The organism is Sphingobacterium sp. BIGb0165 (assembly GCF_024810095.1).
GTDB classification, from domain to species: Bacteria; Bacteroidota; Bacteroidia; order Sphingobacteriales; family Sphingobacteriaceae; genus Sphingobacterium; species Sphingobacterium detergens.
Window position 1 is genome coordinate 233286 of sequence record NZ_JANUEB010000008.1, and the last position, 14933, is coordinate 248218.

Genomic DNA, 14933 nt, shown 5'->3' on the forward strand with positions numbered 1-14933 from the left:
GGAAATTTATGAGACTAACCTATACCTTAGTTTTGTTTCTTGTACTTTCAGCCATAAGCTCTATTTCCTATGCCCAACAGAGGCTTACAGGTGTAGTTGTTGATGCCAAAGACAAAGCCAAACTCCATCAAGCGTCAGTTGCTTTACTTAACCCAAAAGATTCTATTTTAATTAAGTTTGATCGAACAAAAGAAAATGGGACTTTCCAAATTGCCAACCTGGATACAGGTATTTATAAAATGGTCGTATCCTATCCGCAGTATGCTGAGCTCGTGAGAGATATCCATATTACAGCTCAAGGTCTTGATCTTGGCATGATATCGCTGTCAAAGGCAGCATTACTTTTGGAGGAGGTACAGGTCAATGGACGAATTCCAGTCGTTATTAAAGGAGATACGATAGAGTATGATGCCGGTAGTTTTAAGGTTGAGAAAGATGCTAAGGTTGAAGACTTGCTCAAAGTGCTTCCCGGTATTACGATCGATGGGACAGGGAAGATTACAGCGCAGGGAAAAGAGGTAAAAAAGGTGCTGCTTGATGGCGAGGAGTTTTTTGGGGATGATCCAACCCTGATCACCAAAAATATTCGGTCGGATATGGTGAGCAAGGTACAGGTATACGAAAAGAAGTCAGATTTAGCTGTTCGTACGGGTATGGATGACGGAGAGCGTACACAAACTATTGATATAAAACTCAAGGAGGATAAAAAGAAGGGCATGTTTGGTCAGGCAATCGCTGGTGCAGGAACAGATAAGTATTATGGCGGGAAAGTCATGCTCAATAAGTTTAAGGGAGCGCAGAAGATTGCCGCTTATGGTATTTTGGCCAATGATGGCATGATAGGTTTGGGCTTTGAGGATAGTCAAAAATATGGTGTAGGTGGAAGTGGCAATGTGCAGATGATGGATGGTGGAGGTATCATGATTTCTTCCAATGGAGACGAAACTGATGGTGGATGGGATGGCCAATACAGGGGCGGAGGTGTGCCTAAAGCGTTGAATATGGGGGTAAGTTATTCCGATAAATCTAAAAATGATAAGCACAAAATTAATGTCAATTACAAACGTAGTCAGATCAATGTTGATAATACAAGTACCTATAATGCGCAGAATAACTTGCCAGAACGGGCACAAATAGACAGTAATACAACCAGAACGGAAAATGAAAACAGAGCAAATGTTGCTAATTTGAGGTACGACTATAAGTTGGACTCGTTAGCTGATTTGACCGTGAATATGGGCTTTAATAAATCCAATAGGGATAATATCTCTGAGGCGGAAGCTTATCAGAAAACATTGAGTGGACAGCCGATTACAAATACCATATCGCGTACGGATCTGAATAGTGATCAGGATAAATTCAATGTGAATGCTATCTTGACCCGACGGTTTAAAAAAGAACGTCGCTCCATCACATTTAATGTCAATGCAAATACGGATCGGAATCTTTCGAAGACACAGTATTTTTCGGAAAACTATTTTGAAAATAGCCGGCGTACCGACACAATCGATCAATTTAAAAAAGATGAATTCAGAAATAATACGTATGGCGCTTCGATAACCTATACAGAACCCCTTTCGAAAAAGATTACAGGATCAATAGGGTACTCTTTTTCCAGCAATAAATCAGAGACACTCAATCAATCCTTCAATAGAGATCCTATCACACAAAAATATACCGTGCTGGATGAAAGTGTATTGAATGATTTTAATTTTTCCAGTTTAAAAAATAGTATCAATACTTCGTTGAACTATAAAACAAATGACTTGACAGTCAATCTGAGTAACCAAACAGAATTTGAGGCTGTGAAAAGGACTTATAATAATTTAAACACCGTATTGCAACGTGATCAGACTTCTTTAAGGCCTTCACTTTCGGTAAATTACAAAATTTCTAAAAGTAAAAACATCGGTTTCCGTTACAGTGGACAGACTGCGCAGCCTTCATTGACACAGATCGAACCACTCAAACAAAATGCCCAGCCGCTCGTAGAATACTTGGACAATCCAGATCTGAAAGCTGGTTTCAACAATTCCTATTCTGTCAATTATAACTCTTATAAACAGCTAAAAGATCAAAATATGTATTTCTATGTTGGCGCTTATCAGGGGAAACGCAATATTAATAGTAGTGTGCGCTATAACTTGGAAGAGGGTACCCGACAAATCTCCTATGTCAATATTGATAAGGATAATTGGTCTGTGTATGGAGGTGGAAGCTATAGTTTTCCGATACAAAAGAAATGGGGATTAAAGATGAATCTTGGTATGGACCTTAACTATAATAGTCAGTATAGCTATCTTTCTTTATTGAATCAAGAACCACAGCTAAACCGTAACAAAACTTGGAGCGTAGGACCTAATATAGGTTTTAACCGTTATAAAGCAAATAAAATGGACTTTTATATTAACTTGAGTCCAGGCGTGGAAAAAATGGATTCCTATTTACAACCCGAATTGAATCAGACAACATTTAAATTCAATTCTTATTCGCAAGTCACCTATTACTTACCCAAAGACTTTAAAATTTCGGTATCCATGCAACAGAATTATCAGGCTGCAACAAAGACTTTGCAATCCATTAACATGATGAACATGAATGGCTATATCTCTAAAAAGTTCTTAAAGGACAAATCTTTGGAAGCGCAATTATTTGTCAACGATATATTAAATAAAAATATTGGAGTGCGTCGCTATCAAGATGGTACGGCATTTATCCAGACAAGCAACAATGTATTACGTCGTTATGGGATGTTAAAAGTGATCTACAATTTTACAACAATGAAAGGAGATGCCAAATGAGGAAGCAAATAATATTAATGATGGTGCTTTTGTGCTTGTCCATTACTGCTATACAGGCACAGCATGCATTCTTTCCGAGCAGTGGTACTGTAACTTTCGAAAGGAAATTTCATGTGCAGAACTACTTGAAACGAACTTATTTAAGTAAGCCCGATCTGGATACCTGGGATAAACTGGGGGTGGAGAATGCGGTCAAAAATGGACCTGTTGAAGTGATCACACATCATACGTTGAAGTTTTATGATACCGAGACTTTGTTTGAAACCGTGCAGGAAGATTACCCCGCTAACTATCGAAATGTCTCCTGGTATAATCCGGCATTGACTGATTCAAAAACTTATTTGAATTTCAAGAACCAAGAATTCATCAAATTATTGCCTTTTGGCGATGAGCAACTGTTGATGAAGGATTCTCTGCCAACAGTGAAATGGAAGTACACTGATGAGTATCGGAATATCGCCGGCTATGATTGTCGGCGAGCAAATGGAATCATACAAGATTCGATCTATGTTGTCGCATTTTTTGCGGGACAGATTCCGATATCAGGGGGGCCAGAATTAATCCATGGGCTTCCGGGCTTGATCTTGGGGATATCTATCCCTAGTATGAATATCAATATGTTTGCAACGAAGGTCGAGATCACCAATACTCCAGTGTCCAATGTGCTTACCAAAAAGAAGAAAGTTGTTGCCGAGTCGAAAACGGAGGTTATAAAAAAGTTAAAAGATACTGTCTATGATTGGATGGATGAGAAAGATTTTAAAAAGAGATTACAGAATGTCTTATTCTAACCGCTCTTGGCTTGGTATCTGTAGCTAAAGCAAATCATAAAAAGGGAATAGAGATACCGGAGGCTTTTGAAAACAAAGGATGCCTGTCTTTTGCGACAGGCATCCTTTGTTTATGCTATATCTAACGTTTAACTAACGTACTGTACTACCGACTTTGATCGATGTATCCGGTTTGACGAAATCCAATCTACCATCAGCATCTTCGGCCATCAGGATCATACCCTGTGAGGTAATGCCTTTGATTTCACGAGGTTCTAGATTTACCAAAATTGAGACCTGGCGTCCGACAATCTCTTCTGGACTAAAGAACTCCGCGATACCAGATACAACGGTGCGTTTGTCAATACCTGTGTCTATTGTTAATTTTAGTAATTTCTTTGTTTTCGCAACTTTTTCAGCTTCTAAAATTGTCCCTACGCGGATATCCATTTTGACAAAATCGTCAAAACTTATATTTTCTTTGGCAGGGGCGACCTTCGCGTTGTCCGCGAGATTTTTTAGTTTCGCTTCCGCAAGTTTGTTTAATTGAAACTCCACTTGCTCGTCTGTTATCTTATCAAACAACAATTGGACTTCACCCAACTGATGGCCATCCTGAATTAGGCCTTCGTTGCCTGCATCGTTCCAATTTCCTTGTGGGAAATTGAGCATTTCAAATAATTTGATTGCTGTTTTTGGTAAAAATGGTTGTGCCAACAGGGCAAGGTTAGCAACAATCTGAGACGCTACATTTAGGATCGTTTTTACGCGTTCCTCGTCCGTTTTTATTACTTTCCAAGGTTCTTCATCAGCCAAATACTTGTTTCCAAGGCGTGCCACATTCATAAACTCCGCCAGCGCTTCACGGAAACGGAATTGCTCCAGTGATGATTTAATAGACGCCGGATAGGATTTTAACTCATCCAATACCGTTTGATCCACTGCTGTTAATGGAGATCCATTTAATACTTTGCCATCGAAATATTTATGGGAAAGTACCATCACGCGGTTGACAAAGTTACCAAAGATCGCTACTAGCTCGTTGTTAATCCGCGCTTGGAAATCCTTCCAGGTAAATTCAGCATCCGAGGTCTCAGGTAAAATAGAGGTTAATACATAACGTAATTCATCCTGTTTGTCTGGGAATTCCTGTAGATACTCATGTAACCAAACAGCATGGTTTCTGGATGTCGATAACTTATCGCCTTCCAAATTAAGGAATTCATTTGCAGGTATATTTTCTGGCAGGATATAGTCTCCATGAGCATGAAGGATCGCCGGGAATATGATGCAATGGAATACAATATTATCTTTTCCGATAAAATGGATTAATGTTGAATCGTCCGCTGGATTATCATGGGTTTTCCAATAGTCTTCCCAATTTTTTCCGTGGTCGATTGCCCACTGCTTCGTTGCAGAAATATAACCTATTGGTGCATCCAGCCATACATAAAGTTTCTTTCCTTCTGCTTCTTTCAGGGGAACATCTACCCCCCAATCCAAATCTCGGGTCATGGAACGTGGCTGCAAACCTGACTTGAGCCAAGACTGACATTGGCCAAAAACGTTGGATTTAAGAATGTTTTTCTTACCCTCGATTAACCATTTTTCCAACCAAGGTTGATATTTATCCAATGGTAAATACCAATGCTTCGTTTCTTTTAATACGGGAGTCTTCCCACTTAATGTTGAAATTGGGTTGATCAGGTCTGTCGGACTTAGTGAGGTACCACATTTTTCGCATTGGTCACCATAGGCACCTTCGGATTTACAGTTTGGACAGGTCCCGGTAATATAACGGTCAGCCAAAAACTGATGGTACTCCTCATCGTAGTATTGCTCCGAAAATTTCTCGACAAATTCACCTTTATTGTATAAGTTCAGGAAAAAATCTTGTGACAGTTGGTGGTGAATCGGTTCGGAGGTACGGTGGTAGATATCGAAAGAAATGCCAAACTCTTCAAAGCTTTCTTTGATTTGTTTGTTGTATTTATCAATGATCTGCTGTGGCGTAATACCCTCTTTTTTTGCGCGGATGGTAATGGCTGCACCATGTTCATCCGAACCACAGACATAGACCACATCTTTTTGATTTAAACGCAAATAGCGAACAAAAATATCACCTGGAATATAAGCTCCGGCAAGGTGTCCGATATGTAAAGGACCGTTGGCATAGGGTAATGCCGAAGTAATTGTATAACGTTTTTTATCTAGAATACTCAATGCTTGAAAGTATATTAAAGTTTTTACTTGTTTCTTTCACAAAGATAATTCAATTTGCGGTATAATACTAAGATAAATTTGTTGTCTCCTCATCCATTGAAAATTTTTATTGGAGGAAACCATCATGAGTTGGAACAAATTACTTTGGGCTAAAATAAAATGAGTTGGCTAATGATCGCTTCATGGTCATTAAGAATCAAATTATATATGAAACATAATAAATATGTCTAAAATACCTGATTTTCTTAAAGAAGGCGACAAAGTCGCCATCGTTTGTCCTGCAAGCTTTATCCGCGGGAATATTGATATGGGGATTGAAACATTGAAGAGCTGGGGGCTTGAAGTCCTGGTGGGGGAGACAGTAGGGACATCTTATCATCAATTTGCCGGCGATGACCACTTACGTGCTGCAGACCTCCAATGGGCTCTGGATGATCCATCCATTAAAGCCGTATTTGCTGCCCGAGGGGGCTATGGGTGTGTTCGGATTGTCGACGAAATCGATTTTTCTAAGTTTGAGCAGCATCCCAAGTGGCTGGTCGGCTTTAGCGATATTACAGTATTGCATAGCCATATCCAACGTAACTATAAAATTGCGACGATACATGGGCAGATGCCCAAATCTTTTGAATCAGGAACCAAAGCCTCCTTGGAGACATTAAAAAATGCGTTGTTTGGTGCTTCCACAGACTTTAGCTATGAACAATCTGTGTTCCCAAACCGCTCTGGTGAGGCTGAAGGCAAGCTAATTGGTGGAAATTTGGCTATTTTATTGTCTGTTTTGGCGTCAGACTCAGATGTCAAGTATGCAAATAAAATTCTTTTTATCGAAGATGTGGGTGAGGCTTATTATTCCGTGGATCGTATGCTGTGGGCGCTGAAACGTGCTGGCAAATTCAAAAAATTGAAAGGTCTTATTGTGGGCAGTTTTTCATCCATGAAAGATAACGATCCTACATTTGGACAGACTGTAGAGGAGATTATCTGGGATAAAGTCAACGAATATGATTTTCCTGTCGCCTTTGGTTATCCAGCAGGACATATAGATGATAACCATGCACTGGTATTAGGCCGCAAAGTGAAATTAGTAACGAGTGCCGATAAGACGGAGCTCATCTATTTATAGCGGTTAACCATATCGATAATTAAATAGCTTTGTCCGGGACAATACTGTTTAATTATCGATATTTTTATATTATCCTGAATGTACAGGAATAACCATCATGGCTGCCTGACTTTTCCAAGCCATTTTTTGTGCAATACTGGTGTTGAAAATCCGGCTAAGCAACCCTTTGTCGCGATGGAATGTAACCATCATATCAATGTGGTTTTCATTAATATATTGATTGATGCCAACGGCAATATCCGAGTGTAAGATATAGCTGTATATGGGATGGTAGGGGGCCAGCAGATCGTTCATAATGTTAATCTCTGTGCTGACAACTTTACTGGCGGGATCTTCCTTGGTGACGTGCACAACATAGACTTCACTCTTTCGGAGTACTTCAGCTGCATTGATCAACAGCCGGTCTAACTTAAGCTTCACTTCTTTGAGATTGGTTGCGATCAGCATCTTTTTAGGGATTCTGAATTCGGCTTTGGCAGGTACAACCAATAACGGCGTGTGGCAATTCTCAATTAATTTTAGTGTGTTGCTACCCAAGAGAAGCTTTTTAAAACCACTTTTTCCAGCAGTTCCGACGACAACAATATCGATATCTTCCTCAGCACAAGTGCGGTTGACACCATAGCTCAATTCATACTCCTCCAGTATCACTTTCCATGCTATTCCCTGTGGAAAGAGTTGCATGAGATCTTCTTGCCACACGTTGAGATCTTTTTGTTTTTCTTCTAATATATCCAAATTGCTGATGACAACAGGCTCTGTTCCAACTGTTGGTATAACCTCATAAGTATGGTACAACACAACCCTTTCTATGCCCCAAAGTGGAGCTAATTTTGCGGCATATTGAGCTGCAGCATAGGCATTGTCCGAGAAATCTGTTAACAAGAGAAGATTCTTCATAATAATTTTATAATCGGGTCTATGGGACTTAAATTACGTATTTAGTATCATAAATACAATATTTTTCTGTCAGCTTCCCTATTTTTCTTTAAGTGTATTCCCTCATTTCGTCCTTGTTTCTTTCACTCAAATAGGCATGTTTTGTTATATTTCTTAATTTATATCAAGAAGAGCTAACACATTTTGCCCTAATTTTGTTCTCATTAAAGGTGGATAAAGTACGTCGCATGAAGGGGGAAAGTTCACCGATACCTCTGTAGGATAAATTGGTACTAATTAGCGAATGAAATGAGTTTATTGATACCGCTGGAAATAGACACAAATCAATAAAAATTGATTATTTTAGAAATATCAAACAGTAATTAACATTTTAATACATTATAATTTTCTATTTATGGCAATTTGGAATTCATTGGGAAAATATAGGGATACAGGTTTATTGATCCTTCGTATCGGATTAGGTGTCATGATGATTATGCATGGTTTGCCGAAGCTGCAAGGAGGTCCTGAGCTCTGGGCGGGGGTTGGAAAGGCCATGGGCAATATGGGCATCAATTTTATTCCGACATTTTGGGGCTTTATGGCTGCGGCTACGGAAACTATTGGTGGTCTTTTCTTACTATTGGGCCTTTTTTTTAGACCTTCAGCCTTGTTACTTGCTTTTACCATGCTGGTTGCTGGATTGATGCATCTTTCAAAAGGTGATGGTGTCTCTGGCGCATCTCATGCCATTGAATTGTTCTTTGTATTTCTGGGACTCGTCTTTATCGGTCCAGGGAAACATTCTGTAGACAAGAAATAGATTGTATACATAGAAATCTATGTAGAATGGCAGCACCCCTAAAAAAGTGTATTCTGAACATTGAATATTTGGAAAGAGACTTTAAAGGGCGATGAATAAGAAAAGAAGGGTGTCTGGATCTTTTAGACACCCCTTTATGCTATTTATGATTTATCCATTGGAATAACTAATAAGTTTGCAGCGCCGTTCCAGGCAATTTTTTTGGATATACTAGTTTTAAATAAGCTCGCCAATAAACCTTGTTTCTTGTGAAATGATAGGATGAGGTCTATATGTTTCTCTTTCGCATATTCTGCTATTCCCAATGTAATATCATCATGACTGATGTAATCATAGATGGGTTTATACTTATCCAGCCGTTCATGCAAATGTTTTAATTCTTGTGCCAAATCCGCGGCAGAGCCTTCTTTCTTCGCAACGTTCAAAACATATAACTGCGCTGAAAAAGTGTCGAGGACTTGATCTAGGTTAAATAGGCTCAGTTTTCTGTCAACTTCTTTCAGGTCAGTGGTTGCCAGTACATTTTTTGGAACAGCCGGATTTACCTTATGGGAGACAATCAACATCGGTTTATTGCAGATGTCCATTAAGGTAATAGCATTGCTTCCTACCAAGATCTTTGCGAAACCGGTCTGTCCTGTGATCCCTAGCGCAACAAGATCAATATCTCCGGATTTACATAGGTCATTTACACCTATCGGAAGATCGACATCTTCCATCTTGTGGGACAGTGTCACTTGTGGTGGAAAAAGTGGCCCGATTAGCTCCAACCAGGCATTTAATTCTTTCTCTTTGGCCTCTTTTACTTCGTCGTTAACCACAACAATAGGTTCATTGTTTACAATTGTTACACTATTATAAGTATGGTAAACAATAACTTTTTCAGTTTTCCAAGCCTCCACACATAAGGCTACTTGTTTTGCGGCTAAAAGTGCATTTTCTGAAAAGTCGGTTAGAAGCAGGATACGTTTCATTGTGATATCGTTTTAAGGGTAAAATCCATCATTATCCAGGCTCTTATCTTATAGATTCTGACGTTGTTAAGCTATTGTCAGTCCTATTTTTAAAGCCTTTATATGTAGAACAATTAATCTTACGATAAGTTACAAAGAAAAGATGAATTTGATGTTAAAGCTTTGAGATTGTGATGAGCATCATAAAAAAGGCAACCGTTGTTACGATTGCCTTTTTTCGCGGAATTTTACCCGTCTTTATTTTTTGTTCGCAAAATTAATGATATAATCAGTCATTACTTTCGCACTCTCATCTTTTACAAAATCAAGGTCCATCTTAGGTTGGGGTTTGCCTTCTTCCCATGCCGGTTTACCCTGTAATTTCAATAAAGCATTGATGCGGTCCTTATTTTTCTTGAGATTGTCGTCTTTTTCTTTTTTGAATTTATTTAATTCCAATGAAATTTTGACATCTTCATCTTTTTGAGCCTCTTCAATATCTTCTTTCAAATATTTGTATTCCAGTGAATTTTTAATCCGGGTCTCATGTAGTGTCTCCAACTTTTTATCCACTCCACTCATATCCGCTACTTTTTTGAAGTTACTGGATTGAATTTGATCCCAAGGAAGAGCAGATTTTTCTGAGCTTTCACCAAATTTCTCTGCGGAGAATTGGGATGGGAATGTAATGTCAGGAGTTACTCCTTTGTGTTGCGTACTGCTGCCATTGACACGGTAAAATTTACCCAGCGTGATGTTGATCTGTCCATATTGTGGTGCTCCTTCCGGTGTGTCCGGATCTTTCTCTCCTGATGCTTTCAATAATAGGCGACTTGTAGGGCTGATCACACGCGACATATCAATAGCCGATTGAACAGTTCCTTTACCGTAACTTTGTGAGCCAAGGATTACTCCTCTACCATAATCTTGAATTGCACCGGCGAAAATTTCTGATGCCGAGGCAGAGAAACGATTGATCATTACACCTAATGGGCCATCCCATGCTACACCTGCATTCTTATCTTCTTCGACATCAATATTATTTTTAGTATCTCTCACTTGTACAACAGGTCCCTTATCAATAAACAATCCCGTAAGATCAATCGCTTCAGGAAGTGAGCCGCCGCCATTGAAACGTAGGTCGATAATTACAGCATCCACTTTGGCTTGTTTTAGCGTATCTAAGATCATTCTTACATCTCTTGTTGTACTTTTATAGTTTGGATCGCGTCTTCTGTAGGCCTCAAAATCCATATAAAATTTAGGAATATTGATTACCCCGACTTTATACATTTTTCCATCAGCGCCTTTGATGTTCATGATCTCTTTCTTGGCAGATTCTTCCTCGACTACGATTTTTTCGCGTACTAAGGAAACAATGCGCGGATGTGAGTTCATCGGTTGTCCTGCCGGGATAATCTTAAGTCGTACGATCGTTCCCTTAGGACCTTTTATTTTGGCTACAGCGGCGTCTAATCTCCAGCCGATGATATCTTCAAATTCACCATCTTTACCTTGGGCCACAGCTATAATCTTGTCATTCACTTGGATGGTCTTGTCTTTAAAGATAGGTCCACCGGGAATGATCTCATTGATGCTTACGGCCTCATTGTCTATGGTCAGTCTTGCTCCAATACCTTCAAATGTATTCGCCATTCCTTCATTAAAGGCTTGCGCATAAGAAGGATTAAAATAAGAAGTATGTGGATCTACAGCATCTGTAAGCGCCTGCATGATGATCTGAAAGGCGTCATTTGAATTATATTTCTTTGTTTGTGAGATTAAATTCACATAACGTTTTTTCAATGTTTCCACCTGCTTGGTTTTTGCACTGTCGGTAGATTTTCCACTAGCAGTTTCCAGGTTCAACAAATCGTACTTCACACGTTTACGCCATTGATCGTTGGCTTCGGCATCTGTTTTGAACCAACCTAATTTTTCACGGTTAGGCTGATAATATTCATCTTTGGTAAAATCTTGCTTTTTGTCGATTTCAGAAAGTGCATATTGCATTCTTTCCAAATATCTCTTTTTATAGACATTGAAGATCTGAAAGGCAGAAGAAAGATCTCCTCCTTTTATATCCTGGGCAAGGTTATTCTTGTAAGCCTGAAATGCATCAATATCCGATTGAAGAAGATAATTCTTGCTCTGGTCTAAACCTTTGATCAGATTATCATAGATAATTCCAGATATCGAATCATTCATTTTGACCTTCTTGTAGCTTGCATTTTCCAATAATCCAATCACTTCTTTCGCGATGATCTGATGTTGTGTGCTCGGTTTGAGCCCACCATCATCTGGAAGTGCTACTCGTGGTTTTGAACCACAAGAGACAATAGATACCACAAAAAGTGCAAATATGAGTTTCCTAAACATATTTTCGACAGTTTTAATAATCATTTTATAAATAAAAATATTCAGCTCTTGTTGATAAGCGTGCTAAATTTAGTGAAATTCATAGCACATTATCATAGATTCTAAAAATTTATTTGATTTATCCTTTAATATTTACAAAAAGCTTAAAATACGATTTATTTCTTACTTTCGATTCTTCGGTTGCTATTATCTTACGAAGATCAATTAATTGTACAATTCGTTTTTCAGTTGTGTATAAGCCTTGTAGGTCTGGTCGGCCGAAGGATAGTCCTTCAATACAAGGTATACTTCGCCCAATTTGTCTAATATCGCCAACGACAACTGTTTGTTATTCTCGTTGGAGGCCAATTCAGCCGCTTGAATAAATTCTTTGATAGACACCTTGTAATTCCCATCCTTTTGCTTGGAAGCGGCAAGCAGATATTCGATCTCTGCGAGCTCGCCACTCAGGTTTTTTGCATTGGCCAGATCACGTGCCTGCAATAAAAACCATTGTGCTTCGGTGTATTTGTTTTGTTTAAAATAGATCTCCGCCAGCATCTCCCATGCGAATATTTTACCTTCATAAGCCTTTGCTTTATTAAATAAGGGGATAGCACTTCGGATAATGTTATTTTCGGCGGCCTTAAAGTTTTTTTGTCCTGCACGGGCCATAGCAATTAATAACCAGGCATTGGCCTGCTCGAGATAGCTTTTGCTTACCGTGGCATAGGTATGATATTTTTGGGCGCTTTCTTCGGCTTTGTCGAAATCGCCATGATACAATTGAAAATTGCTCAAATTCAAGTTAATTGTTGCAATATCATCTTTGTTGTCGGTACGATTTGCTAATGATAATGCATCATATAGAAATTTTGAAGCAGCACTACTATCATTATTCTTAATTGCAAATAAGGCAGCCTCATTGGCTAAGGCATAGCCCGCAATCCAGTTTTCCGCTTTTTTCTGATTTTCGATGGTATTATTCCATGCTGTGGTATTAGCCGGAACGGGATTCATCAGATATTGAAAATGCCCCATATTAGTGGTGCTTTTCAACTGCAGTAATAAACGTTGGAATAGCAGTTGCCTAGCGATTTCCTTGCTAAAGCTTTTTTTGCCAGTATAATTGTCTTCAATAATTTCGTTTTCAGTCTTTGGGGGAGGTAGGAAATACACCTCCGGACCTACGCCGCTAAAGGAAGCATCATATTTTTTTATCGCCCCAGTATAGTCTTTTGGGGTATTCTGTGCCATAACCTTTCCGCTCATTCCAAGGGTCGTGGTTAGGGCAGTCAAAAGTAAGGTCCAGTATTTCGTCATACTCATTCATTATTACGCGTCAATTACGTCTCATACAAACTTAGATAAATTGTATACCAAAAGCAATTTATCGATCTCTGCTCTTCCATAAAGAACTTTAATAATAGAGCAAACTCAGATAAATTGTATAGTGAAATCAATTTATCGATCTCTGCTCCGCCATAAAGAACTTTAATAATAGAGCAAATATGGAGAAAAATTGTGTGAAAAAATGTTAAAGTGTTTTTTGAGTATTAAGTAGTTCGTATTGAGACCTTGGCGGTACAAGCCTGTAGCTTACCGGTTATTTTCTTTTTTAGCTACGGATCCACTGCCTGGGTGTCCTTCATTAGGCTACACTAAAATATTTAGTTATTGTAGGGTTTAATTTTTAAATTTGTACTATGGCAACACGTATCCCTCTTGCAGAACGATTACGACCACATCAATTGAAAGATTATGTGGGGCAGCAGCATATTGTTGGTCCCGATGCAGTACTTTATCATGCGATCCAACAAAAGAATATCCCCTCAATGATATTATGGGGGCCTCCAGGTGTTGGAAAGACAAGTTTAGCGCTGTTGATTGCCAAGGAGCTGGATAGACCTTTCTTTGCCCTGAGTGCAATTCAGGCTGGCGTAAAAGATATCCGGGAGGTCATTGATAAAGCCGAGCGACTGATGAATTTCAATCAGGATCAGCCAATTCTGTTTATTGATGAAATACATCGTTTTTCCAAATCCCAACAGGATTCGCTACTGGGGGCTGTTGAGCGCGGTTTGGTTACACTGATTGGCGCGACAACTGAAAACCCTTCATTCGAGGTTATATCAGCCTTGTTATCCCGTTGTCAGGTCTATGTGCTGGAGCACCTCTCAGAGGCAGATCTTATCGGTCTGGTTCAAAAGGCACTGCATGAGGATGAATATCTCCAAAAGCAAGCAATTGCTGTTGAAGAGTATGAGGCGCTGTTACGCTTGTCTGGTGGTGATGCACGTAAGTTACTAAATGTACTTGAACTTGTTATCAATGCCGCAGTACTTCACAAGGAACCCATTAGCAATGCTTTTGTGTTGAAGCAGGTGCAACAGAATATGGCGATCTATGACAAAGCTGGGGAACAACATTATGATATTATTTCGGCTTTTATTAAATCTATACGGGGATCTGATCCGAACGCGGCTGTATACTGGCTTGCCCGAATGATCGAAGGGGGAGAAGATCCTTCATTTATCGCCCGCAGGTTATTGATTTTAGCTTCAGAAGATATTGGAAATGCCAATCCCAATGCGCTCTTATTGGCGAATAACTGTTTCCAGGCAGTGAACGTCATCGGATGGCCCGAATCACGCATTATTCTTTCGCAAACCGTCATTTATCTGGCAACTTCGGTCAAGAGCAATGCATCCTACGAAGCCATCAATAAGGCACAGGCGCTCGTGAAACAAACCGGTGACCTGTCAGTTCCCTTACATATCCGTAATGCACCGACCAAACTGATGAAGGAGCTCAACTATGGAGCCGAATATAAATATGCACATGCTTATCCTGGAAATTTTGTGCTACAGGAATTTCTGCCCAAAGAGGTTAGTGGTGTAAAATTATACGAACCGGGGCAAAATCCTCAGGAGGAGAAGATCCGCCAGAGCCTTCGGGACAAATGGAAAGAGAAATATAGATATTGAGAAAGTAAAAATG

Annotated in this window: 10 protein-coding genes; 5 read left to right on the forward strand and 5 right to left on the reverse strand. The window is 39.4% G+C overall.

The annotated features are described in order from the left end of the window. Positions 1-8 precede the first annotated feature (8 nt). Together M2408_RS19350 and M2408_RS19355 are read left to right on the forward strand one after the other, a co-directional pair. Entirely contained in the window at positions 9-2801 is a 2793-nt protein-coding gene (locus M2408_RS19350) for an outer membrane beta-barrel protein (protein ID WP_259185859.1), read from the forward strand. Then, complete coding sequence (locus M2408_RS19355; protein WP_259185860.1) at positions 2798-3592, forward strand: GLPGLI family protein; 795 nt, start codon at positions 2798-2800, stop codon at positions 3590-3592. Before M2408_RS19350 ends, M2408_RS19355 begins: the two co-directional genes overlap by 4 nt. A 132-nt stretch (positions 3593-3724) precedes the next feature. Here the strand turns inward: M2408_RS19355 and metG are convergent, their stop codons facing one another. Next, positions 3725-5794, reverse strand: coding sequence for a methionine--tRNA ligase (metG, locus tag M2408_RS19360; RefSeq protein ID WP_259185869.1), 2070 nt, complete (start codon positions 5792-5794; stop codon positions 3725-3727). Positions 5795-6017: 223 nt separating this feature from the next. Here metG and M2408_RS19365 point away from each other — a divergent pair, with 223 nt between their 5' ends. Then, entirely contained in the window at positions 6018-6920 is a 903-nt protein-coding gene (locus M2408_RS19365) for an LD-carboxypeptidase (RefSeq protein ID WP_259185871.1), read from the forward strand. Positions 6921-6989: 69 nt separating this feature from the next. On the opposite strand, the gene M2408_RS19370 is transcribed toward M2408_RS19365, so the two are convergent. After that, positions 6990-7820: a universal stress protein gene (locus M2408_RS19370; RefSeq protein ID WP_223584137.1), complete on the reverse strand. Its 831-nt coding sequence runs from the start codon at positions 7818-7820 to the stop codon at positions 6990-6992. Positions 7821-8214: 394 nt separating this feature from the next. Here M2408_RS19370 and M2408_RS19375 point away from each other — a divergent pair, with 394 nt between their 5' ends. Next, on the forward strand, positions 8215-8622 hold the full coding sequence (locus M2408_RS19375; protein WP_259185874.1) for a DoxX family protein: 408 nt from the start codon (positions 8215-8217) through the stop codon (positions 8620-8622). A 143-nt stretch (positions 8623-8765) separates the two neighbouring features. Here the strand turns inward: M2408_RS19375 and M2408_RS19380 are convergent, their stop codons facing one another. The 3 genes from M2408_RS19380 to M2408_RS19390 form a co-directional block, all read right to left on the reverse strand. Then, on the reverse strand, positions 8766-9596 hold the full coding sequence (locus M2408_RS19380; protein WP_259185878.1) for a universal stress protein: 831 nt from the start codon (positions 9594-9596) through the stop codon (positions 8766-8768). Positions 9597-9833: 237 nt separating this feature from the next. Next, entirely contained in the window at positions 9834-11954 is a 2121-nt protein-coding gene (locus tag M2408_RS19385; RefSeq protein ID WP_259185885.1) for a carboxy terminal-processing peptidase, read from the reverse strand. A 204-nt stretch (positions 11955-12158) separates the two neighbouring features. Continuing rightward, a complete protein-coding gene (locus tag M2408_RS19390) occupies positions 12159-13256 on the reverse strand; it encodes a lipopolysaccharide assembly protein LapB (protein WP_259185887.1) in 1098 nt (365 codons plus the stop codon). Positions 13257-13639: 383 nt separating this feature from the next. Here M2408_RS19390 and M2408_RS19395 point away from each other — a divergent pair, with 383 nt between their 5' ends. After that, the gene (locus tag M2408_RS19395; RefSeq protein ID WP_259185888.1) at positions 13640-14920 is read left to right on the forward strand and encodes a replication-associated recombination protein A; all 1281 of its coding nucleotides are present in this window, start codon (positions 13640-13642) and stop codon (positions 14918-14920) included. Positions 14921-14933: the final 13 nt, after the last annotated feature.

Excerpts from the sequence above, each read along its gene's own strand:
- M2408_RS19365 (WP_259185871.1), top strand. The coding sequence starts at position 6,018 with ATGTCTAAAATACCTGATTTTCTTAAAGAAGGCGACAAAGTCGCCATC.
- M2408_RS19350 (WP_259185859.1), top strand. The coding sequence starts at position 9 with ATGAGACTAACCTATACCTTAGTTTTGTTTCTTGTACTTTCAGCCATA.
- M2408_RS19375 (WP_259185874.1), top strand. The coding sequence starts at position 8,215 with ATGGCAATTTGGAATTCATTGGGAAAATATAGGGATACAGGTTTATTG.
- M2408_RS19370 (WP_223584137.1), bottom strand. The coding sequence starts at position 7,820 with ATGAAGAATCTTCTCTTGTTAACAGATTTCTCGGACAATGCCTATGCT.
- M2408_RS19390 (WP_259185887.1), bottom strand. The coding sequence starts at position 13,256 with ATGACGAAATACTGGACCTTACTTTTGACTGCCCTAACCACGACCCTT.
- M2408_RS19380 (WP_259185878.1), bottom strand. The coding sequence starts at position 9,596 with ATGAAACGTATCCTGCTTCTAACCGACTTTTCAGAAAATGCACTTTTA.
- M2408_RS19385 (WP_259185885.1), bottom strand. The coding sequence starts at position 11,954 with ATGTTTAGGAAACTCATATTTGCACTTTTTGTGGTATCTATTGTCTCT.
- M2408_RS19395 (WP_259185888.1), top strand. The coding sequence starts at position 13,640 with ATGGCAACACGTATCCCTCTTGCAGAACGATTACGACCACATCAATTG.
- M2408_RS19355 (WP_259185860.1), top strand. The coding sequence starts at position 2,798 with ATGAGGAAGCAAATAATATTAATGATGGTGCTTTTGTGCTTGTCCATT.